Origin of the sequence: Roseovarius sp. A46 (assembly GCF_004126395.1) — a bacterium.
In the GTDB taxonomy this organism is placed as follows: Bacteria; Pseudomonadota; Alphaproteobacteria; order Rhodobacterales; family Rhodobacteraceae; genus Roseovarius; species Roseovarius nitratireducens.
Window position 1 is genome coordinate 55,425 of record NZ_PVWS01000004.1, and the last position, 23,063, is coordinate 78,487.

General features: G+C 69.2%; 17 protein-coding genes. 10 read left to right on the forward strand and 7 right to left on the reverse strand.

Going from position 1 to position 23,063, the window contains the following annotated elements; genetic code table 11:
• Positions 1–216: 216 nt before the first annotated feature.
• From C6W92_RS03575 to C6W92_RS03620, 10 genes are all read left to right on the forward strand, one after another.
• The gene (locus tag C6W92_RS03575) at positions 217–582 is read left to right on the forward strand and encodes a helix-turn-helix transcriptional regulator (protein WP_129431688.1); all 366 of its coding nucleotides are present in this window, start codon (positions 217–219) and stop codon (positions 580–582) included.
• A 54-nt stretch (positions 583–636) separates the two neighbouring features.
• The gene (gene hisN / locus C6W92_RS03580) at positions 637–1,428 is read left to right on the forward strand and encodes a histidinol-phosphatase (RefSeq protein ID WP_129431689.1); all 792 of its coding nucleotides are present in this window, start codon (positions 637–639) and stop codon (positions 1,426–1,428) included.
• A gap of 314 nt (positions 1,429–1,742) precedes the next feature.
• A complete protein-coding gene (gene mgtE, locus C6W92_RS03585; RefSeq protein WP_129431690.1) occupies positions 1,743–3,140 on the forward strand; it encodes a magnesium transporter in 1,398 nt (465 codons plus the stop codon).
• The gene (locus tag C6W92_RS03590) at positions 3,137–3,694 is read left to right on the forward strand and encodes a 5-formyltetrahydrofolate cyclo-ligase (RefSeq protein WP_104018050.1); all 558 of its coding nucleotides are present in this window, start codon (positions 3,137–3,139) and stop codon (positions 3,692–3,694) included. The genes mgtE and C6W92_RS03590 overlap by 4 nt, the downstream gene beginning before the upstream one ends.
• Before the next feature lie 38 nt (positions 3,695–3,732).
• The gene (locus tag C6W92_RS03595; protein ID WP_129431691.1) at positions 3,733–4,269 is read left to right on the forward strand and encodes an OsmC family protein; all 537 of its coding nucleotides are present in this window, start codon (positions 3,733–3,735) and stop codon (positions 4,267–4,269) included.
• A gap of 9 nt (positions 4,270–4,278) precedes the next feature.
• Positions 4,279–5,091 carry a TIGR00282 family metallophosphoesterase gene (locus tag C6W92_RS03600; protein ID WP_129431692.1) on the forward strand — a complete coding sequence of 271 codons (813 nt, stop codon included), beginning with the start codon at positions 4,279–4,281 and terminating at the stop codon, positions 5,089–5,091.
• Positions 5,092–5,246: 155 nt separating this feature from the next.
• Positions 5,247–5,987 carry a YebC/PmpR family DNA-binding transcriptional regulator gene (locus C6W92_RS03605; RefSeq protein WP_129431693.1) on the forward strand — a complete coding sequence of 247 codons (741 nt, stop codon included), beginning with the start codon at positions 5,247–5,249 and terminating at the stop codon, positions 5,985–5,987.
• Positions 5,988–6,042: 55 nt separating this feature from the next.
• Positions 6,043–6,636 (forward strand): LysE/ArgO family amino acid transporter, encoded by a 594-nt coding sequence (locus C6W92_RS03610; protein ID WP_104018046.1) that lies wholly within the window; start codon positions 6,043–6,045, stop codon positions 6,634–6,636.
• Positions 6,637–6,723: 87 nt separating this feature from the next.
• The gene (locus C6W92_RS03615; RefSeq protein ID WP_129431694.1) at positions 6,724–7,650 is read left to right on the forward strand and encodes a pirin family protein; all 927 of its coding nucleotides are present in this window, start codon (positions 6,724–6,726) and stop codon (positions 7,648–7,650) included.
• A 97-nt stretch (positions 7,651–7,747) separates the two neighbouring features.
• On the forward strand, positions 7,748–8,668 hold the full coding sequence (locus C6W92_RS03620) for a DMT family transporter (protein ID WP_129431764.1): 921 nt from the start codon (positions 7,748–7,750) through the stop codon (positions 8,666–8,668).
• A gap of 297 nt (positions 8,669–8,965) precedes the next feature.
• Here the strand turns inward: C6W92_RS03620 and C6W92_RS03625 are convergent, their stop codons facing one another.
• The 7 genes from C6W92_RS03625 to C6W92_RS03655 form a co-directional block, all read right to left on the reverse strand.
• The gene (locus C6W92_RS03625) at positions 8,966–9,304 is read right to left on the reverse strand and encodes a TfoX/Sxy family DNA transformation protein (protein ID WP_129431695.1); all 339 of its coding nucleotides are present in this window, start codon (positions 9,302–9,304) and stop codon (positions 8,966–8,968) included.
• Positions 9,305–9,307: 3 nt separating this feature from the next.
• Positions 9,308–10,897 carry an FMN-binding glutamate synthase family protein gene (locus tag C6W92_RS03630; RefSeq protein WP_129431696.1) on the reverse strand — a complete coding sequence of 530 codons (1,590 nt, stop codon included), beginning with the start codon at positions 10,895–10,897 and terminating at the stop codon, positions 9,308–9,310.
• Between the two features lie 108 nt (positions 10,898–11,005).
• The gene (locus C6W92_RS03635; protein WP_241691057.1) at positions 11,006–14,734 is read right to left on the reverse strand and encodes a translocation/assembly module TamB domain-containing protein; all 3,729 of its coding nucleotides are present in this window, start codon (positions 14,732–14,734) and stop codon (positions 11,006–11,008) included.
• Positions 14,734–16,539 carry a BamA/TamA family outer membrane protein gene (locus tag C6W92_RS03640; protein WP_241691058.1) on the reverse strand — a complete coding sequence of 602 codons (1,806 nt, stop codon included), beginning with the start codon at positions 16,537–16,539 and terminating at the stop codon, positions 14,734–14,736. The genes C6W92_RS03635 and C6W92_RS03640 overlap by 1 nt, the downstream gene beginning before the upstream one ends.
• 86 nt (positions 16,540–16,625) lie before the next feature.
• Complete coding sequence (locus tag C6W92_RS03645; protein ID WP_129431699.1) at positions 16,626–19,724, reverse strand: efflux RND transporter permease subunit; 3,099 nt, start codon at positions 19,722–19,724, stop codon at positions 16,626–16,628.
• The gene (locus tag C6W92_RS03650) at positions 19,721–20,833 is read right to left on the reverse strand and encodes an efflux RND transporter periplasmic adaptor subunit (RefSeq protein ID WP_129431700.1); all 1,113 of its coding nucleotides are present in this window, start codon (positions 20,831–20,833) and stop codon (positions 19,721–19,723) included. The genes C6W92_RS03645 and C6W92_RS03650 overlap by 4 nt, the downstream gene beginning before the upstream one ends.
• Positions 20,834–20,922: 89 nt before the next feature.
• Positions 20,923–23,052: an ATP-binding protein gene (locus C6W92_RS03655; protein WP_129431701.1), complete on the reverse strand. Its 2,130-nt coding sequence runs from the start codon at positions 23,050–23,052 to the stop codon at positions 20,923–20,925.
• Positions 23,053–23,063: the final 11 nt, after the last annotated feature.

Consider the following 23,063-nt stretch of genomic DNA (forward strand, 5'->3'; position numbering starts at 1 on the left):
GCCGGGTGCGGGTCCGCACCACCGACCCCGCGCGACCACATGTAATTTCGAATTCCCCTGCAACCGAGTGGCGAAATTTCTTGAATTTCAAGGCAGTTTCGCTATTCATTCAGATACGCTGCCGGGTCGCGCGGCGTTGGGTGACGGACTTGGGTCGTTTTTGACCGATCCGGTCCGGGCCGCACAATGATTGATAAGATTGATAAGGGGAAAGACATGCCGCATCCCGTCGATGTTCACGTGGGCAAACAAATTCGTCATCGCCGGTGGCTGACCGGGATGACCCAGCAGCAACTGGCCGAGGCTGTCGGCATAAAATTCCAACAGATCCAGAAATACGAGACCGGTGCCAACCGCGTGAGCGCGTCGCGGCTTTGGGACATCGCCGAGGCGCTCGAGGTCGATGTCGCCTTCTTCTTCGATGGGCTGGCCAGGGTCGAACACGAGGGCGGCACGGCGCTTCCGGCTGATATCATCGCCGACAAGGAGGCGCTCGACCTCGTGCGCTCCTACTACGCGATCCCCGAGACCCAGCGCAAACGCCTGTTCGATCTTGCCCGCGTCCTGAGCGAGGTGGCTTGAGCCCCGCGTGATCGCGGGGTATCGCTCCGGCAGGACCGGGGCGAGGATACGGCGATGAACGAACTCGAGATACGCGAGACCGCGCACAGCCTCGCCGATGCGGCGCGCGCGGCTATCCTGCCGCATTTCCGGCATATCGCACTCAGCGCCGACAACAAGCATGATACCGGCGGCTTCGACCCCGTGACCGAGGCCGACCGTGCCGCGGAGCGCGCCATGCGCGCGCTTCTGGCAGAGCGTCGCCCGCGCGACGGCATCCTCGGCGAAGAATATGGTGCCACCGAAGGTGAAAGCGGCCTGACATGGGTGCTCGACCCGGTCGACGGCACCCGCGCCTTTCTCTCGGGCACGCCCACATGGGGGGTGCTGATCGCCCTCGCCGACGCTTCCGGGCCGGTCTACGGCCTGATCGACCAGCCTTATATCGGTGAGCGGTTCGAGGGCGGCTTCGGCACCGCGCGGATGACCGGACCGCTAGGTGCACGCCCCTTGCGCGCACGCGGTGACCGCCCCCTTTCCGACGCGATCCTGTTCACCACCTTTCCCGAGGTCGGCACCCTCGCCGAGGGCGCAGGCTTTGCCGATCTGGCGCGCCAGGTGCGGCTCACGCGTTACGGGCTCGATTGCTACGCCTACGCGCTCGTTGCAGCGGGGCAGATCGACCTCGTGGTCGAGGCTGGGCTCGCCCCTTACGACATTCACGCGCCCATCGCGGTGATCGAGGCGGCGGGCGGCATCGTCACCGACTGGCAGGGTGGCCCGGCCCACGCCGGCGGGCGCGTGATCGCGGCGGCGGGGCGCGCGCAGCACGCGGCGGCGCTCGAGATCCTGTCGCGCGTCACCTGAGCCCAGCCGAAGAGTCGCGGCTTCAGCCTGAGAATCGTCTCGCCCATCTCGGCGCTGATCTCGCGTGCGACCCCGATCGCGGGGTTGTCGCGCCCGTAACCGGGGCCAAAGGCCGCGTCGCTGGCCTCGATCGCGTCGGAGAGACGGCGGGTCTGGTCGGTCATGGCGGTCTGCTTGCCGGGTTTTGCCGCCACATGGGGCAGGCGGGCCGGCTGTCCCGGCGCCGCGTGGTGAAAACGGGCTGTAACGCGATTGTTTTCACGTCCGCCAATCGCTAATCACGGGGTGCCGGAGCGGCGCAGAGGGAGGGCGGAATGGCCGAGACAGACAACGAACCGCTGCCCGGGGCCGAGACCGGCGAGGACGAGGGTCACCCGCTGAGCGAGGCGCGCATCGCGCGCATCATGGAGGCGCTCGACGCCGGTGACCGCACCCGGCTCTGGGCCGAGATGGAACCGCTCCACGCCGCCGACATCGCCGACCTGCTCGAACAGATCAGCGGCGGCGACCGGCGGCGGCTTATCGCGCTCTACGGGCAGGAATTCGACGGCGACATCCTGTCGGAACTCGACGAATCGATCCGCGAGGAGGTGATCGGCCTTCTGCACCCCGAGGTGCTGGCCGAGGCGGTGCGCGAGCTGGAATCCGACGACGTGGTCGATCTCGTCGAGGATCTCGAGGACGACCAGCAGGAGGCGATCCTCGACATCCTCGAGGCGTCCGACCGGCTCGCGGTACAGCAATCGCTCACCTACCCGGAATACTCCGCCGGCCGCCTCATGCAGCGCGAGGTGGTCATCGCCCCCGAGCATTGGCGCGTGGGCGACGTGATCGACTTCATGCGTGGCGCCGAGGATCTGCCCGAACAGTTCTATCACATCATTCTCGTCGATCCGCGCCTGCACCCGGTGGGCAACGTCATGCTGGGCCGGATCATGGCTGCGCGGCGCGCCACGCCGCTGCGCGACCTGTTGGAGGAGACCTTCCACACCTTCGCCGTGACCGAGGAAGAGGCCGACGTGGCCTATGCCTTCAACCAGTATCACCTGATCTCCGCGCCCGTCGTGGACGAGGAGGGGCGGCTTGTGGGGGTCATCACCATCGACGACGCGATGATCGTGCTCGACGAGGAGCACGAAGAGGACATCCTGCGCCTCGCAGGCGTGGGCGAGGAGGGCGGCTTTTCCGGCCGCCTGACCGAGACCATCCGCGACCGGGCGCTGTGGCTTTTCGTCAACCTGCTCACCGCGATCCTCGCCTCGGTGGTGATCGAGCAATTCGCCGAGACGATCAACCAGATGGTGGCGCTGGCGGTGCTGATGCCCATCGTCGCCTCGATGGGCGGCAACGCGGGCACCCAGACGATGACGGTGGCGGTGCGCGCACTGGCCACCCGCGACCTGACGCCACGCAACGCGCTGCGCATGGTGCTGCGCGAACTGGTCGTGGGCGGTGCCAATGGCTTGTTTTTCGGCGTGTTGATGGCCGGGGTGGTGGGCTTGTGGTTCGGCGTGCCGCTGCTGGCTGCCGTGATCGCGGTGGCGATGCTGCTGACGCTGGTGGCCGCCGCGTTGGGGGGCATCGCCATCCCGATGACGCTCGAGCGGTTCGGCATCGACCCGGCGCTCGCCTCGGGGCCGTTCGTGACCACGATCACCGACGTGGTGGGCTTCTTCGCCTTCCTCGGGCTCGCCTCGCTGGTGCTGCTGTGAGCGGGCTGGCAGAGCGCAAGGCCGAGGCGCGCAAGGCCGCCTTCGCCCGCCGCAAGGCGGCGCACGCGGCGGGGCATCCGGCCCCGGCGGCGCATCTCTCGGCGGTTCTGGCCGGCCATCGCGGCGTTCCGCTGGCCGGATATATGCCGATCCGCACCGAGATCGACCCGCTGCCCGCAATGGCCGAGGCGGCAGCGCACGGTCCCGTCGCCGTGCCGGTGATCGCGGGCGCGGGCCTGCCGCTCGATTTCTCGCTGTGGGAGCCGGGCTGCGCGCTGCGCGAGGGGCCATTCGGCGCGATGGTGCCCCAAGAGGACCGCTTCATCGAGCCGGAGATCGTGATCGTTCCGCTGGTGGCCTTTGACCGCAAGGGCGGGCGGCTCGGCTACGGCGGCGGTTTCTACGACCGCACGCTGGAGCGGCTGCGCGCCCGCCGCCCGACGCTGGCCATCGGCTTTGCCTGGGCCGCGCAGGAGGCGGAGGGGCTGCCGCTCGAGCCCACCGACCAACCGCTCGACATGATCGTGACCGAGGATGGTGTGATCGCGTTCTGAGCGGATGAGGACAGTCTGGAACGGAGGGGAACGCAGCCATGGCCGAGCACGATTATACCGCCCGCGTCGTCTGGACCGGCAACCGCGGCGAGGGTACGCGCCATTACCGGGGCTACGACCGGACATGGAATGTCGAGACCGAGGGCAAGCCGGTCATCCATTGCTCCAACGACCCATTGCTGGGGGGCGACCCGACCCTGCATAACCCCGAGGACATGCTGATCTCCGCGCTGTCGGCCTGTCACATGCTGTGGTTCCTGCACCTTGCGAGCGACGCGGGGATCGCCGTCACCGCCTATGCCGACGAGCCCGTGGCCGTGGGCGAGACCGACGCGGCCGGCGCAAGCCGCTTCCTGCGCGCCACGCTGCGGCCCCGGATCACGGTGGCGCGCGGCACCGATTTGCAACGGGCGGATGCGCTGCACGCCCGCGTGCACGATTATTGCTTCATCGCCCGGTCGGTGAATTTCCCGGTCGTGTACCGCGCGCGCTACCGGTCGGGGATTGAGTATTCGCGGCAAGATGAAGGGCGGACGGCCATTCACCCGCTTGCCCTCGCACGCGCCTGCGCCTAACAGGGGCGCATGAAGATACTCTTTCTCGGCGATGTAATGGGGCGCGCAGGACGCGCGGCGGTGGCAGAGCGGCTGCCCGGCCTGCGCGACGCCTGGGCGCTCGATTTCGTGGTCGTCAACGGCGAGAACGCCTCGGGCGGGATGGGGCTCACGGCGGCGCATGCCAAGGGGCTGCTGGAGGCCGGGGCCGACGTGGTGACGCTGGGCGACCACGCCTTCGACCAGAAGGACATGCTCCAGGAGGTCGAGCGCAACGAGCGGGTACTGCGCCCGCTCAACTATGCCAAGGCCGCGCCGGGACGCGGCGCGCGCGTGTTCTCCGACCGGCGCGGGCGCCGCGTACTGGTGGCGCAGGTGCTGGGCAACGTGTTCATGCGCCGCGCCTTCGACGATCCGTTCTCGGCCATCGACGCCACCCTGCGCAGCCACCCGTTGGGCGGCGCGGTGCAGGCGGCAGTGGTCGATATGCATTGCGAGGCGACCAGCGAAAAGATGGCGATGGGTCATTTCTGCGACGGGCGCGCGAGCCTCGTGGTGGGCACCCATACCCATATCCCCACGGCGGATGCGCAGATCCTGCCCGGTGGCACGGCGTTCCAGGGCGATGCGGGCATGTGCGGCGATTACCATTCGGTGATCGGCATGGACAAGACCGAGCCGATGCGCCGCTTCGTCACCGGCATGGGCCGCGAACGGTTCACCCCGGCGATGGGGGCGGTGACGCTGTCGGGGGTCTATCTCGAGACCGACGATGCCACCGGCCGCGCCACCCGCATCGAGATGGTGCGGCAGGGCGGGCGCCTGCCACAGGCCGGACCCTGAGGTGGCCGACCGGCTGCGCCTGACGGCCCTGCTGCAGCCGCGCCCGCGCCTGGCTAGCCCGCCGACCCGCCCGGCACAGTGAGTTTGGGGCGTTGCCCCGCGCGCCGACAGCGGATAAAAGACCTCAGATTTCCAGCATCCGACAAGAGGACCTCATGGCCGGCCATTCCAAGTGGGCGAATATCCAGCATCGCAAGGGGCGGCAGGACGCCGTCCGGGCAAAGCTCTTTTCCAAGTTTTCCAAGGAAATTACCGTCGCCGCCAAGATGGGCGACCCGGACCCGGAAAAGAACCCGCGTCTGCGCCTGGCCATCAAGGAGGCCAAGGCGCAGTCGATGCCCAAGGACAATATCGAGCGCGCCATCAAGAAGGCGAGCGGCGGCGACGCCGAGGATTACGAGGAAATCCGCTACGAGGGCTATGGCCCCGGCGGCGTGGCGGTGATCGTCGAGGCGATGACCGACAACCGCAACCGCACCGCGTCCAGCGTGCGCTCGACGTTTTCAAAGAACGGCGGCAACCTGGGCGAGACCGGCAGCGTCGGCTTCATGTTCGAGCGCAAGGGCGAGGTGATCTACCCTGCCGATGCCGGTGACGCCGACACGGTGATGATGGCCGCCATCGAGGCGGGTGCCGAGGATGTCGAGAGCTCCGAGGATGGCCACGTGATCTGGTGCACCGACACGGATCTCAATGACGTCTCGACCGCGCTCGAGGCCGATCTCGGCGAGAGCGAATCGACCCGCCTGGTGTGGAAACCCACCACCACGACCGAGATGGACCTCGAAACCATGCAAAAGCTGATGAAGCTGATCGAGGCGCTGGAGGATGACGACGACGTGCAGCGCGTCACCACCAATTTCGAAGCCTCCGACGAGGTGATGGCGCAGCTCTGACCATCCGTGCTGCGGGGCCTGTCCGGCTCGGTCCGCGGGCAAGAAGGGGCAGAACATGCAGGCAGCGGTGGCAGGCTTCGCCCTGGGGTTCTCGTTGATCCTCGCGATCGGGGCACAGAACGCTTTCGTGCTGCGGCAGGGCTTGCGGCGCGAGCATGTGCTCGCCGTGGTGCTGGTCTGCGCACTGTCGGACGCGGTGCTGGTGGCCGCCGGGGTCGCGGGCTTCGGCGCGCTGGCCGAGGCGGTGCCGGGGCTGGAGCGGGTGATGCGCTATGGCGGCGCGGCCTTCCTGCTGGTTTACGGCGCGCGCGCCTTCTTCGCCGCGTGGCGCGGCGGCGAGGTGCTCGAGGCGGGCCCGGGCGCGGGCAGCCGCGCACGCGCGGTGCTCACCTGTCTCGCGCTCACCTGGCTCAACCCCCATGTCTATCTCGATACGGTCGTGCTGCTGGGCTCGGTCTCTGCGCAATACGAGAACCGGCTGGGATTCGGCGCAGGCGCCGTCGGTGCAAGCTTCGTGTTCTTCTTCGGCTTGGGCTTTGGCGCGCGCCTGCTCGCCCCGTTCTTTCGCCGCCCCATGAGCTGGCGGGTGCTCGACGCACTGGTGGGGGCGGTGATGTGGACGATCGCGGCGGGGCTGCTGCTGGGCTGAGGGTTGCACAGGCGTTGTGCGGCGGCGGGGCTCAGCATGTTGGCGCGATCGTGCTAGCCTTGTCCCGTTCAGCAAGGAGGACACGCCATGAGCTGGAACCCCGGACTGGAACCGAAATGCCCCGCGGCGGACGAGGTGGACGCCATCGAGACCGTGATCGTTCCGCGCGCCCGCGATATCGGCGGCTTCGCGGTGCGCCGCGCGCTGCCCGCGCCGCGGCGGCAGATGGTCGGCCCTTTCATTTTCTTCGACCAGATGGGCCCGGCAGAGTTCCTGACCGGGCAGGGCATCGACGTGCGCCCGCATCCCCATATCGGCCTCGGCACGGTGACCTACCTGTTCGAGGGCGAGTTTCAGCATCGCGACAGCCTCGGCACCGACCAGATGATCCACCCCGGCGCGGTCAACTGGATGGTGGCGGGCCGCGGCGTCACCCATTCCGAGCGCACCAGCGCGGCCACCCGCCGGGGCGAGAGTCGCCTCTTCGGTATCCAGACATGGGTGGCGCTGCCTGAGCGCGAGGAAGAGCGGGCCGCCAGTTTCGAGCATCACGGGGCGGACGCGCTGCCGGTGCTGGACGATTCAGGCGCACAGGTCCGCCTCATCATGGGGCGGGGCTGGGGCGCGCGCGCGCCGGTGCACACCTTCTCCGAGATGGTCTATGCCGATGCGCGGCTTGACCCGGGGGCGGCGTTGCCGCTGCCCGACGATCACGAGGATCGCGGCATCTACGTGGTCGCGGGTGCGGTCGAGGTCGCCGGGCAGGTATTCGAGGCCGGGCGAATGATGGTGTTTCGCCCCGGCGACCGGATGTCCCTGCGCGCGGGCGAGGGCGGCGCGCGGCTTATCGTGCTGGGCGGCGAGACGCTGGCGGGACCGCGCTATATCTGGTGGAATTTCGTGGCCTCAAGCCGCGAACGGATCGAGGCGGCCAAGGCGGATTGGGCTGCGGGCGACCGCGCGCGCTTTCGCTTGCCGCCGGGCGACGCGGACGAGTATATTCCGCTGCCCTGAGCCATGCATTCGCGCAAGCCCGGCCTTGCGCTGCACGCATGGCAAACCGCGCCCCGCGCGCTCGACAGTTCGTGCAAGGCGTGAGTTAATGCCATCCATGAGCGCGAACGTGGGTATTTCGGCGGAGGACGCCGCGCGCCCCGGCTGGGGCGTATTCTGGATGGTGGTGACGGGGCTCCTCTTCGTGGGGGTCACGGCGCTCGTGAAGGTGCTGGGCACGCGGGTTCCCGCGCCGCAGGCGGCATTCCTGCGCTACGCGATGGGACTGATCTTTCTGTTGCCGATGCTCGCCACGCTGCGCGATCTGCGTCTTGACCGGGGCACATGGGGCCTCATCGGCGCGCGCGGGGCGTTCCACACGGCAGGGGTGGCGCTATGGTTCTACGCGATGGCGCGCATCCCGATCGCCGATGTCACAGCTATGAATTACCTCTCGCCCATCTACGTCACGCTGGGCGCCGCGCTCTTTCTGGGTGAGCGGCTGGCGGTGCGGCGGGTGATGGCGGTGGTGGTGGCGCTATGTGGGGCGCTGATCATCCTGCGCCCCGGCTTTCGCGAGGTCGGGGCCGGGCACATGGCGATGCTGTTCACCGCGGTGTTCTTCGGCGGCTCCTACCTGCTGGCCAAGATGATTTCGGGCCGTGTCAGCGCGGGGGTGGTTGTCTCGATGCTGTCGATCTTCGTCACGCTGGGCCTCGCGCCGCTCGCCTGGTCGGTCTGGGTGCCGCCCACCATGTGGGAGCTGGCCGTGCTCTTTTGCGTGGCCTGCCTCGCCACCGGGGGGCACTACACCATGACGCTCGCGTTCCGTGCCGCGCCGCTGACGGTGACGCAGCCGGTGACCTTCCTGCAACTGGTCTGGGCGGTGATCCTCGGCGCGGTGGTGTTCGGCGAGGGGGTGGACCCGTTCGTGGTGCTCGGCGGCACGGTGATCGTCGCCTCCGTCAGCTTCATCTCGTGGCGCGAGGCGATGCTCAAGCGCCGCGTGACGCCGCCGGTGTCGGCAACAAAGGTCTGAGCGCCGTCCCTTGGTGAATGTCGGTCAAAAGGGGCGGCGGGTCGCGACGGCTTTTGGTCTGAACCCGCCATTCGCCACCCACTCCGCGCGGAACAAGGTGTGCTTGCACACCGCCGCGCGAGCGCCCGACCGCCCGGACGGGCGGGCGCTTCTGCAACGGTTCAAGTAGCAGAAATATAGAAGGGTATCTTGCGTCATAAATCGCAGAGCACAGCCCGGTTTACGCCCACCCGCGGTCGGGCACTCGCGCGGCTCACCTCAACGACCGCTTCACTCCAAATCCCCGGCGTCAGCCCGCTACCTCCTTACGCCCGTCCCGATCCTGTCGAGCTCGGCCTCGATCGCGGCATCGGGCTTCTCGCCGCCCGCGGCGACCCGCGCCTTGATCGCGTCGAACCGGGCGCGAAGCGCCGTCTTCTCGGCACCCTGGCAATCGTTCCACGGCCGACCCTGAAGCCCCATCACCATGGCATAATAGGCGATGAAATGCGGTCGCGCGCCGCTGCGCAACAGTGCCTCATAGCCCGCGTCCGCCCCCATCCCGCGCAGCATCCCGGCACTGGTGATCCCGGCGCGGGCATAGGCGGCATCGGACGCGGGGCCGAGATTGCGGATCGACGAGACGGGATCGGGCATGGCTCAGGTAAAGGCAAAGGTATCGGCGTGGGCGCGATCCCAGTACTTGGCAAAAGCCGGGTGGCTCACCTCGCCCGACAGCAACTCTCCCGGCTCCAGCCACAGGTACTGGCTGGCGGCCGAGCGCACCTCGCGGCTGCTGACGCGGATCATCAGGTGATGCGGAGTGAAATCCAGCGGAGAGATCAGCCCCGAGGATTCCACCGCCTCCTTGAGTGCGATCATCGTGTTGCGGTGGAAATTGGCGACGCGCTGATACTTGTCCGCCACCACCAGCGCACGATACCGCCCCGGATCCTGCGTGGTGACACCCGTGGGGCACTTGCCCGAATGGCACACCTGCGCCTGGATGCACCCGACCGCGAACATGAACCCGCGTGCGATATTGCAGCCATCCGCGCCCAGCGCGAACATCCGGCACATGTCGAACGCGCTGATCAGCTTGCCCGACACGATGAGCCGGATGCGATCGCGCAGCCCCATGCCCACGAGCGTATTATGCACCAGCATCAGCCCCTCGCGAATGGGCGCGCCCTTGTGGTCGGCGAATTCCGCAGGCGCCGCGCCGGTGCCGCCCTCGGCCCCGTCGATGGTGATGAAATCCGGCGTGATGCCGGTCTCGTGAAACGCCTTGGCCATGGCAAAGAATTCCCACGGATGCCCGACGCAGAGCTTGATGCCCACGGGCTTGCCGCCCGACAGATCGCGCAGCTTTGCTATGAAGACGCACAGGTCCTTGGGCGAGGTAAACTCCGAATGGCCCGGCGGGCTGATGCAATCCTCGCCCACCTGCACGCCGCGCGCCTCGGCGATGGCCTCGCTTACCTTGGCCCCGGGCAGGATGCCGCCATGCCCCGGCTTGGCGCCCTGGCTGAGCTTTATCTCGATCATCTTGACCTGGTCGTCGGCGGCGGTTTCGGCGAAACGGTCAGGATCAAACGCGCCCTCGGGCGTGCGGCAGCCGAAATAGCCCGAGCCCACCTGCCAGATCAGGTCACCGCCATGCTTGCGGTGAAACCGCGAGATCGAGCCCTCGCCGGTGGTGTGGGCGAATCCGCCGATCCGTGCCCCCCAATTGAGCGATTCGATGGCATTGGGCGACAGCGCCCCGTAGGACATGCCCGAGATGTTGAGCGGCGAGGCATCGTAAGGTTTCGTGCAGTCCGGTCCGCCGATGCTGTGGCGGAAATCATGGCTGTCGAGATGCGTCGGCGCCATCGAATGATTGATCCATTCATGCCCGATCTCGTTCACGTTGCGCAGCGTGCCGAACGGGCGTAGACCCTCGATCCCCTTGGCGCGGCGATAGACCAGCGCGCGCTGCTCGCGTGAATAGGGGGTCTCTTCGTGGTCGCTTTCCAGGAAATACTGCCGGATCTCGGGGCGGAAATGTTCGAAGATAAAGCGCAGCCGCGCCGAGACGGGATAGTTCTTGAGCACCGCACTCCGGGTCTGGAAAAAATCGTAGAGCCCGATCAGTGCGACGATCCCGGCAATCCCCGCAAGCAACCCGCCCCAGAACGGCAGCGCGGTCGCGAGCCCGATCCCCGCCGGTATCAGGGCAAGACTGATGATGAGCGGAATATAACGCAAGTAACCCCTCCCAAGGTTCTGGTCGATCCGAATACTGTTGCAGATTGCCGCTCGGGAAGGCGAGTCATTTCTGCCCGGAAAACGGGCAGGTGGCAGGCAGGACGCGCCTCAGTAATCCTTCTCGAAGAACAGCCCGATCCCGGTATCCCCGTCATTCGACGCACTGCCCTTGGCAGTCAGGTTGCGTGTGAGGTCGAGGTTGAGGTTGATCATCTGCCGTCCGGCGCTGTCGGCGGTGACCTCGGTATAGACGTTGTCCGAGACATAGGCCCCGGCGCTCACCTCGGTGTCGCCCTCGGCGGTCTGCGTCACGTCGAGATCGCTCAGCCCGAAACCGCCGCGCAACCGCCCCACCAGATCGCTGCCCCCGCCCGAGAGCGTCGCCACCGCCGAGGCAAGCTGCGCGGCCTGCAACGGCGAGATATTGTCGAGCCCGCGCCCGAAGATGAGCCGCGCGACAATCTCTTCCTGTGGCAGGTCGGGGGAGGAGGCGAACGTCACCTCCGGTGCGCTCGCCAGCCCCTCGAGAATCACCCGCACCTCGACATCGTCGATCACCGTTTCCGCGACAAATCGCAGCCACGGGTCGAGCGAGCCCTGCATCGTCACGCGCCCCTCGGTCAGCTCCAGCCGCTTGCCCAGAATATCGAGCCGCCCCCGGCGCAACCCGAAGAAGCCCGCCGGCGCAACCGAAGCCGTGGTCCCGCCGACGCGCAGCCGCCCGCCAAGCTCGGCGTCGAGCCCGCGCCCGCGCACGAAGATACGGGCGGGCGCGCTGATCGTCAGATCGACCGCGTAGGGGCGGGCAGGGGTCGCGCGCGCGGCCTCCGTCTCGATCAGCCCCGCGCGCGCCCGCGTGATCCGCGAGGCGGCAGGCTCGTCCTCGTGGCGCAGCCCCGGCAGCGCGGCGGTCTCGGGGCCAAGGCCCGAGGGGATGCGAATCTCGGTCTCCTGCAGAAATATCTCGCCGCCGATGCGTGCCCCGCCGATGAGCGGGCCGCGCACAGTCACCGTGCCATCCGCCGTTGTGCTATAGACCAGCCGGTCGGTCAGCACCGCGTCGGCCAGCTCGATTGTCAGATCGGCGTCATACCCGGGGATGAGCGAGAGCGGCCCTGTCACGGCCACACTCCCACCCTCGCGCAGGCGCGCGGTGAAATCCGTTTCCACCCGGTTGCCGCCCAGCCGCGCGGTGCCGCTCAGGTCGTCGATGGCCAGCCCGGCACCGGGCACCGATACCTGCGCGCCGCGCGCCTCGACGGTGCCCGCCAGCGCCGCCAGCCCCGGCGCGCCCTCCGCCCGCAAATCGAACGCCGCACTCCCCGACAGCGCATTGGGCCGGATGGCACCGTTGGCCAGCGCCAGCGGCAGTTGCCCCGTGGCTGCAAGATCGAGCCGCGCGCCGTAATCGTGCACATCACCCGATACCCGCGCCGTGGTCCCGCCCGGCCCCGTGGCGTCGAGCGCCAGCACGATCCTCCGCGCCTCGGGTCCGTGTAGCGCGACCGTGCCCCCCGCCGACAGCGCGCCGGAAAACTCGGGCAGGAACAGGCCCAGATTGGCCAGCCGCGCCTCAACGTGCACCGGCCCGCCCGCACCGTCATCGTGCGCGCTCAGCTCCAGTTGCGGGGTGGTGAAGGCGACATCGGCGATCTCGATGCGCTCGGGTGTGCGGCGCGCCTCTGCACTCAGGTTCAGCCGCCCGGCGATTAGCCGGTCAAGGTCGGCGATCCCGGTGGCAAGGTCTTGCCCCTCGGCCTCCAGCGCGACCTCCAGCCGCTTGGCTTGCAGCGCGCCCTCGGCCTCCAGCGTGCCGGTGATCCGACCGCGCAGCGGCATACCGGCGAGCGCGGCAAAGCGCGCGAGATCCCCTGCCTCCATGCGCAGCCGCGCGGTCACCGGCAGGCCCTCGACTTCGGGCTTGACGCTGCCGGTGGCAGCGATCTCGGCCCCCATCGCCGTCAGTTCGACCTCGTCGAACGTGACCGCGCCGCCCGCCCGCCAGCCGATCCCGCCTTCGAGCCGCGCCGGGCCGTCGAGGCGGCGGTCGCTCAGCCCCAGGTCGGCGATCGCCGCTGTGATATCGAGTGCGCCGCTTTCGCTGTCCAGTCTGCCCGAGGCGCTTGCCTCCAACGCGCTGTTGACGATTCTGAGCCGCTCCAGCGTGGTGCCCTGCGTGTCGCGCCGCGCCCTGAGCGCGAGCCTGCCGGGGGGCGCGATGAGCGGGTCCACCTGCGCGATCCCGAGCGTCAGACCAGCTGTCCCGGCATCGAGCGCCACGTCGAAATCCCCGCCCAAAAGGCGACCCGAACCGGTGAGCGTAACCTGTGCCGCCCCCGCGAGGTCCAGCCCCGTCAGCTCGGCAAAGCGGGCGAGGTCGGTCGCGTCGATGCGGGCCGTGCCCTCGACGGGCAACCCCTCGGCCAGCGCCGCGATCTGGCCATTGGCCGCGAGGGTGGCGTTGCCCGAGGCGACGCGCAGGCCGCGCAGCAGCAGGGGCTCGCCTTGGGTCCATTGCAGGCTGGCATGGCCCGAGAGCGCGGTGCCCGCCGCGCGGGCGAGGGCGGGATCGGCGAGGTCCAGCCCCGTGAGGTCGAACTCGGCCAGGGCGGTCACGCCGCGCGGGGCGCTGCGCTGCAAGGTGCCAAGGCCCGACAGCGTGGCGCTGTCAAGCCTGAGATCGGCCTGCATGAAGTCGGTCAGGTCGATGCGCGCACGCCAGCGATCGCCTCGGGCGGCGTCATAACCGGCCTCGATCGTGGCCTTTTCCAGCGTGACGGCCGGGCCTGTAATGGGCAGGCGCACCGGGACCGTGCCATCGCCGATATTGCCGGTGAGGTCGAACCGCACGGGCCAGCCCGCCGCATCGAGCGCGAGCGTGCCGTCGAGCGCCAGTTGCGCCGCCGAGAGGCTGAGCCGGTCGATATCGAGCGCGCCATCCACGGCCCGTGCGCCGCTAAGCGCGAGTTCCGTGCGCCCGCCAAAGAAGGGCCGGTACTCCTCGGCCATGAGCGGTGTGATGTCGCCGTCGAGCGCGACATCGAAACGGGTGCCACCGGTCTCGTCCCCGTCGAGCGTCACGCGCCCCGTCAGCCGGTCGGTGCCGTCGGTGGCAAGCCGCAGGTCGGCCGCGTAATCGTCGATCGGGGCCTCGCCTTGCACCGAGAGCACGATGGCCGGGCTATCGGGCAGGTTGAGCAGCGTGGACGCGATGCCGCCCGGCGCCTCGTCGAGCAAAAGATCGAGCGCCAGCACGCGGGTTTCGTTGTCAAAGCTCGCATCGAGCGAGATTTCGCCGCGCCCGTCGAGGCGGGTGACGTCGATCTCTGCCGTGCCATCACCGCTGCCGAGCGAGAGGCTGCCGAACAGTTCCAGCCGGATTTCCTCGCCCAGAACGGGTGCGCCGAGGATCAAGGTATCGGCGCTGATCTCGCCGATATTGACCGACACGGGCAGGTCGGGCAGGGCAAAGGGCGTGGCCTCGGCATTCTCGGGGCTGATCGCGGGGCCGCCATCCGGCAGTCGTGCGAGCGTGATCTGCTCGGCGGTCAGGGCGTTGACCTCGACCCGGCCTGCCAGCAGGGCGGAGCGGCTCCAGTCCAGCGTGACGTTGCGCAGGCTGAGCCAGATGCCATCATCGTCGGCGATGGTCAGGCTCTGGAGACTGGCTCGGGACGAGAGCGCACCGGCAAAGCCGGTGATCCGCACCTCGCGCCCGGCGCCCGAGAGGTTGTCCTCGATCGTGCGTTCGAGAAAGCCGCCGCCGGTCTCCTCCTGCGCCACAAGCGGCGGGGCGAGAAGCGCGAGCGCCAGTGATATGCGCCACAGCAGTCGCATCAGAACGCCTGCCCGATGCCGACATATATCTCGAATGCCTGGAACGCGTCGTCGTCAACGGGCGTGGCGATATCGAGGCGGATCGGCCCGACGGTGGTGAAATACCGCGCGCCCAGCCCCGCGCCGCCACGCCATTCGCCCGTGCCGGTGCCGAGCGCGTCCTCGCCGACGAACCCGGCATCGGCAAAGGCCACGGCCTGCACGCGGTCATTCACCATTGCCCGCAATTCGCCCGAGATCCCGACAAAGGCGCGCCCGCCCACGGTGATGTTCGGGGCCAGATCGACGCCCAGCGATTGGTAGCCCTGTCCGCGCACCGTGCCCGCCCCGCCCGAGTAAAACAGCATGTCGGCGGGCACATCGACGATCCCCGCCCCGGCGACCGAGCCAAGCTGCGCGCGGCCCGCAAGCGTAAACCGCCCCGCATCGCCAAGCGTGAGATAGTCACGCAGATCGGCGTAAAATCGCGCGCCCCCTCCGCCCTGATCGAGCCCGGCGAATGGCGTGATCCCAAGCTCGAGATACAGCCCCTCCGTCGGGTTGAGCGGATCGTCGCGCCGGTCCCAGGTGGCGCTCGCCGGAAACAGCAAGTGCTGCACCTCGCGCTTGCCGAGGTCGTCGGTGATCTCGGAAAAGCGAAAGGTGACGCCCGCCTCGGCGCTCAACTCGTCGGAAAACACATGGGTCAGCCCGCCGCCGATCTCGGCCTTGCGCTCGCGGTAATCGGGCTCGTTGCGCTCCTCGACATCGGCGAGCAGAAATGCGCCGGTGTCCGGGGTGAAGGTGGCAGGCCGGTCAAGCCGCGCGCCGAGGCGGAAATCCTCGCCCCCCGAATCGCCGCCGATGCCCCCCACCAGCGCGTCGATGCGCAGCCGCTCGGCCCCGCCAAAGAGGTTGCGATGCAGCCAGAATCCCGACAGCGTCACCCCCTCGAGCGACGACAGCTCCGCGCCCACGCCGACGCGGCGGCGCTTGGCATCGGTCACCTGCGCCGCGATGTCGAGCGTGCCGTCGGCATTGTGCGTCTCCGCCTCGACCAGGCGCACAGAGCGGAACGCCCCGCTGCGGCGCAGGCGATTCGTGGCGTCCTCCACCTCACCGGGCGAGAATTGGCGGCCCGTGGGCAGACCGGCGATCTCGCGGATGCGCGCGGCGCGCACGCGGCTCGGGCGGTCGCCCTCGGTGATGCGCAACGCACCGAACCGCAGCCGCGGGCCGGGGTCGAGCGCAATGCGCGCATCGAGCCGCGCGCGCGGGTGATTGGCAACGATATCCTTGGCATCGACGCGCGCCTTGGCATGACCCGCCGAGCGCCAGCCTTCGATCCCCGTCTGCGTGGCCTCGGCGATGAGCCCCGCCTTGGCCAGCTCGCCCGACAGGAACTTGCCCGGCAGCCCGGTGCCGGGTGCGAGCGGCGTCACCTCGGCTACGCCGAAGCGGAACCCCGCCCCGCGCACCACCTCGATCGCCACCCGCCCGATCTCGTCGGGGGCCGACAGCGGCGGGATGTCGGCGGCCTCTTGGCCATCGACCCGGATCGAGATGATGCCGCCGTAATAGCCCTCGGCATAGAGAACGCTCAGCAGCCGCGCGTAATCGGCCTGCGCGGCGGCGAGCAGGTCCTGCGCGGTGCTGTCCTCCCGCGCCACCTCACTCACCGTGAGCGAGGCGGCGCGCAGCCGCTCGGTGAATTTCTCTGGTGCCCGTGGTGCCGACAGGCTCACCTCCGCCGCGTGGGCGGACGGGGTGCTCAGCGCGGTTAGCGCCACGATCACCAAGACGATTCGGGCCGACCATTCCCGCACGACAGCACCCCCCACGGACACCATTTCTCTATCGCACCCGGCGCCCCCGATGGCCAGACCCGTCGCCCGCCGCAACCGGCGAAAAATCACTCGGCGGGGTGCGCACGCTCCGAAATTTCGCGCTCCAGCGCCGCCTCCATCGCCCCGCGCGGGCGCGTGAACCGCGCCAGCAGGTCATATAGCACCGGTGTGACGACCAGCATCAGCACGGTGGCAAGGCTCAGCCCGGCGATGATGACCGTGCCCACGGCGATCCGGCTCTCGGCCCCCGCACCGCTGGCCAGCACCAGCGGCAGCGCGCCCAGCACGGTCGAGATCGCGGTCATCATGATCGGGCGGAGACGCAGCACCGATGCCTCGATCACCGCTTCGCGCACGGCGTGACCCTCGTCGCGTAGCTGATTGGCGAATTCCACGATCAGGATGCCGTTCTTGGCGATCAGCCCGATCAGCAGGATGATCCCGATCTGGCTGTAGACGTTGAGCGACAGGCCCCCCAGCGTCATCGCGTAGATCGCCCCCGCCACGCCGATGGGCACCGTCAGCATGATGACCACCGGGTGCAGAAAGCTCTCGAACTGCGCCGCCAGCACCAGGTAGACGATCACCAGCGCCAGCAGGAACACCACGTTGGCCCCGCCCGCGGTGTCCTTGTAGGTGCGCGACTGCCCGTCATAACCCAGTTTGGCCTCGGCGGGCAGGATTTCGGCGGCAATCTCTTCCAGGTGTTCAAGCACGGTGCCAAGCTCGGCGTCGGGGGCGAGCGCGCCCGAAAGCTGGATAGAGGGCAGCCGGTCGAAGCGCCGCAGCGATGGCGCGGCGGCGTTCTCCTCCAGCGTGACCAACGCGCCCAGCGGCACCAGCGTCTCGCCGTCGCCCGCGCGCACAAAGATATTCCCGATATCCGTGGGGGTGCGGCGGTCCTCGTCCTCGGCCTGCAGCAGAACGGGATATTCGCGCCCACGGCTGACAAAGGTGGTCACCTCGCGCGACGCGAGCATGGTCTGGAGCGTCGCGGCAATCGCCTCGGCCGAGATGCCGAGATCGTCGGCCCGCGCGCGGTCGATCCCGATATCGAGCTGCGGCAGGTTCTCCTCGTAATTGATCTCGGGATTGACCAGCCCCGGCACGCTCTCTGCGCGGGCGAGCAACTCGGCGGCCCAGTCCTTGACGCTCTCGAAATCGGGGCCGCCGATGACCACCCGCACCGGGGTGGAACTGCCGCGCAGGCCCAGCCCGGCGGGCGTCACCGGAAAGCCGCGCGCGATGGTAACCTGGCTCATCTGCGGGGCCAGCTCGCCCACCAGCGCCGAGACCGGGCGATCGCGCTCTTCCCACGGCGCAAGGCGGAACACCACGAAAGAGCGCCACGCCCGCCCGCCCCAGCCGGTAAAGGTGAACACGGTCGCGATCTCGCCCGAGGCGACATGCGGCTTCAGGATCTCCTCGACCTGCCGGGCGGCCATGTCCGAATGCGCCACGGTCGAGCCCTGCGGCGCAGTCAGCGGCACGAAGCCCACGCCACGATCCTCGCGCGGGGCCAGCTCGCGCGGCAACCCGTCATAGAACAGCGCCGCGCCCCCGGTGACCGCCAGCGCCACGCCCAGCACCACGAGTGGCATGGCAATACAGCGCGTGAGCAGCGCGCGATAGGCCCGCTGGATCAGTGGCGGGCGTCGCGGCGTGGCGTCGCCCGCCCCGCGCCGCGCCCGCGCGCGCAGCACCTTGGATGCCAGCGCCGGGCACGCAGTGAGCGCCACGAAGGTCGAGATCGCCACCGTGCCCGCCAGCACCCAGCCGAACTCCACGAACAGCCGCCCCACCTGCCCGGGCATGAACGACAGCGGCACGAACACCGCGATCAGCGTGAGCGAGGTGGCGATCACGGCAAAGGTCACCTGCCGCGTGCCGTTGAGGCTCGCCACCAGCGGCGTCTCGCCGTCCTCGATGCGGCGCTGGATGTTTTCCAGCACCACGATGGCGTCGTCCACCACCAGCCCGATGGCCAGGAGCAGCGCCAGCAGTGTCAGCGTGTTGAGCGAAAATCCCCAGATGCCGATCAGCAGGAACGTCCCGATGAGCGAGACGGGAATGGTAATCGCCGGGATCAGCGTGGCGGCACCCGAGCGCAGGAACACGAGGATCACCCCGATCACCAATGCGAGCGAGATGCCCAGCGCGATCACCACCTCGCGGATCGACGCGCCGACAAAGAGCGCGTCGTCAGAGCCCACGATGATCTCCATCCCCTCGGGCAGGGTCGGGGCCATCGCCGCGATCTCGGCGCGCACGGCGTTCGAGATGGCCAGCGTGTTCGACTGGCTCTGGCGCAGCACCCACATGCCCACCGCGTCGTTGCCATTGGTGCGCACCACGGTGGAATCTTCGGCCACGCCCGGCTCCACCCGCGCCACGTCGCGCAGCCGCACGGGATAGCCCGCCACCCCGTCGATCACCACGTCGCGGAAATCCTCGATACTGGCCAGCCGGCTGTTGAGCCGCACGGTAAGCTGCCGGTTGTCGGATTCCACGTCGCCCGCGGGCAGTTCGATATTGGCCCGGCGCAACGCCGCCTCGACATCGGCCACCGTCAGGTTGCGCGCTGCCAGCGCCCGCCGGTCCAGCCAGATACGCACCGCGAAGGGCCGGTCGCCCGCGATATCGACGCTCGCCACCCCCGCGACCGTGGCCAGCCGGTCGGCGATGAACCGGTCGATGTAATCGGTGATCTCGGCGGTGGTCATCCGGTCCGAGGTGATCGCGAGCCGCATCACCGGCGAGGCGTCGGCATCGCTCTTGACGACCTGCGGCTCCTCGGCCTCGTCGGGCAACGCGCCGCGCACACGCCCCACCGCGTCGCGCACATCGTTGGCGGCCACGTCGATATCCACCCCGGTCTCGAACTCGATGGTCACCCGCGACCGGCCCTGTCGGCTCTCCGACGAGATGGTGCGAATCCCCGCGATCGAGGCGACAGCGCCCTCCACCGCCTCGGTGATGTCGGTGTCGATGACTTCGGGCGCGGCGCCGCGATAGGTTGTGGTGACGGTGACGACAGAGTTGTCCACGTCCGGCAACTCGCGCACCGGCAGGTCGCGCAGGCTGGCCACGCCAAAGATGATGATCAGCAGGCTCGCCACCGCCGCGAGAACAGGGCGGCGCACGGCGATGTCCGACAGCGTCATGTCGGCGCCTCGCCGGTTCCCGCATCGTCCCCGGCGGTGGCGTCGCGGTCGCGCGCGAGGATATCGATCGGCGCCCCGTCGCGCACCCGCTGCAACCCGCGCACCACCACCTCGTCCCCGACGACCAGCCCCGAGGTCACCGCGATCACCCCGTCGCGGCGCTGCCCGGTCTCGACCGCGCGCCGCCGGGCGATACCGTCCTCGGCCACGAACACATAGGTTTGCGCGGCCTGGAACACGATCGCCTCCTCCGGCACGACGATGCGCTCCGCCTCGTCCAGCACCAGCGTCAGCGACAGGAACATGCCCGCGGGCAGCGTGCTGTCACGATTGGGAATAAGCGCGCGTGTCAGGAAGGACCGACTCACCGGGTCGATACGGCTGTCCACCTCCGAGATGGTGCCCTCGAAGCGGCGGTCGGGAAAGGCGGCGGCGTGCGCGATGATCTTTTGCCCGCGCGCCACCTGCGCAAAGACCGTTTCCGGCAGGCCGAATTCCACCTCGACCTCGCTCAGGTCGTCGAGCCGCGCCAGCACCTCTCCCTCGGTCACGCGCGCGCCCACGTCATAGGTGGTCAGCCCCACCACCCCGTCAAACGGCGCGGTGATCACCCGGTCGTCGAGCCTGCGTTGCGCGCGCTCGACGCGCGCCTGCGCCTCGGCGCGCCGCGCCACCGCCTCCTCCACGGCGGCAACCGAGACCGCGTTGGTCCTGCGCAACTGGCGCAACCGGTCGAGCGTGCTCGACTGTTCCTTGAGCACCGCCTCGGCCTCGGTGAGGTCCGACCGCTGGATCGAATCGTCGAGCCGCGCCAGCACGTCGCCCTTCTTGACCCGGCTTCCCGGCGCGATATCGAGCGCCACCAGCCGCCCGTCGGTCTCCGGCACGATCTCGATCGAGCGGCGCGCGCGGGTGGTGCCGACGGCCTCGACGGTGCGCTGCATCACCCGCGTCTCGGCGGTGGCTAGCTCGACCGTCGCCGCGCGCGGGCCGCCATCGCCCTGCGCCGCGCCGGGATCGGTGGCGTATTCCGATCGCCAGTAGCCATAGCCGCCATAGGCCAGCCCGCCCAGCACCGCGAGCACGATGAGTTGCCTGAATACGGACATGCGGTGACGGTCCCTTGCCGGTGCGCGTTTGGTCGTGGCCGATGAGTAAACCTACTGCGCCCGCGGCGAAAGGCAACTCCGCGTGAGCGTCAGGCCGCGAATCCGTGCTGCCGAAGCGCGGCGCGCGTCCGGCGCCACAGCGTCGGCAGCCCGTCGCACAGCGCCCGCGCCCGCGCCTCGTGCCCGGTCTCCAGTGCCGCTTCGACCTGCTCCAGCCGTGTGTGCAGGGCCGTGGCGCCACAGGCCCCGGCGGTCCCTGCGAGCCTGTGGATACGCCCACCCAGATCGTCCGGCATACCCGCCTCCAGATCGGCCAGCAGCACCTCTGCCTCGCGTCCCAGCGCCGCCATCGTCCCGGCCATCTGCGCCTCGGACAGGGCGGCCTGCATCTGCGCGATGTGCGCCGCGTTCACGAGCGCCTCGTCCCGTGGCACCTGCGCGACGAGCGCGCGTAGCGCGGCCCGCGACAGCGGCTTGACCTCGATTGCGCAGGCCCCGGCCTCCCGCAACCGCGCCACCGTGCGCGCGCCGTGATAGGCGGTCAGCGCAACGATCCGCGTGGCCGCATTGGGGCCGCCGCCCTCGCGGATGCGCCGGGTCGCCTCGATCCCGTCGAGCCGCGGCATGTCCACATCCATCAGGATCAGGTCGAAAGCGGCCTCGTCAGCAGCCCGGACCGCCTCGATCCCGTCCGCTGCCAGCACCACCTCGTGACCGTCGCGCTCCAGCATCGTCCCGGTCACCGTGCGGCTTGCCGGGGTGTCCTCGACGACCAGTACGCGCAGGGTGCGGGGCAGGGGGGCGGCATCCGCCTCGGGCTGCACCTCGCCGTCGCTCCTTGCCGGCGGCAGGGGCACCCGCACGGTAAAGATGCTGCCCGCGCCGGGGCTGCTCTCGACGTCGATATGCCCGCCCATCGCGGACACGATCCGCCGCACGATGCCGAGCCCCAGCCCGGTCCCGCCGGCCTCCTCCTCGGCACCCGCAACGTCGCGATGGGGCAGGCGGATGAAGTCCTCGAAGATCGCCGGTTGCTCGGCCTCGGCGATGCCGATCCCGGTATCGTGCACGGAGAATACCACCGCGTCGCCGGTGTCGCGCCGCGCTGATAGGGTGATTGTGCCCTCGCGGGTGAACTTGACGGCGTTGGCCACGAGGTTGAGCAACACCTGCCCCAGACGCCGCGCGTCGCCGACCGCGGTGCCCAGACGGGCCTGCGCGGGATCGAGCCGGAGCGTGTTGCCACGCGCCTCGGCGGCAATCCGCTGCCCCGCCACCAGATCGGCGAGCAGTGCGTCCAGATCGAACGGCGCCGGGCGCAGCACCGGCGCATCGCCGGGCGGTCCCAGCCCCCCCAGCGCCTCGTTGATATGGGTGCGCAGCGCCTCGCCGCTCAACCGCATGAGCCGCACGTGATCGCGCTGATCGCTGTCGAGATCGCTGTCCTCCAGCAATTCGAGCGCGCCCAGCAGGCCATTGAGCGGGGTACGCATCTCGTGGCTCGTCATGCCCAGGAACCGCGCGCGCGCCTGCTCGGCGGCCAACGCCTCCTCGCGCGCCGCCGCCATCGCCGCCTCGGCCCTGAGCCGCCCGCGATAGAGCCGCCACAGCAGCACCAGCAACAGGAACAGCGCCACGAACATCAACGTGCTTAGTGCCGTGAGGGTCACGATCTGCGTGGTCAACTGCCTGCGCTCGGCGTCCGAGCGGCGCGCGTCGATGGCCAGCGCGGCGGCGGCGATCCGGCGAATGGGCGGTGTCATCCCTGCCGCCTGCGCCTCCAGCACCCCACGGGCCGCCACAAGGTCCGCGTCGCCGCCGTCGATCAACGGGATCATCTCGTCGAGGATCGCCATCACCTGCGCCACGTCGCCCGCCGCCTGCGAGCGCGCCAGCATGGCGCGATAGGCGGGCGCGTTGCGCAGCGTCGTGGTACGGCTATAGAGCAGATCGAACCGCTGCCGCACGGCATCCGGCGCCTCCGGGTCAGCGCGGCCGAGAGTCTCCAGCGCCAGCCGGAACTTGAGCTGGTCCACCTCGATCTGCGAGATGGTCCATTGCAGGTTGTCATCGCGTGCCGTGCCATACTCGCCGATCCGCGCCAGCACGTGCGAGGTAATGGCCGCCGCCGCGATCATGCAGCCGATGGCGAACATCGCCAGCAGCGCCAGCGCGAGCCGCTCGCGCGCGGACAGACGGTGATCCTCGGTACCCTGCATTCGTCGCCCGG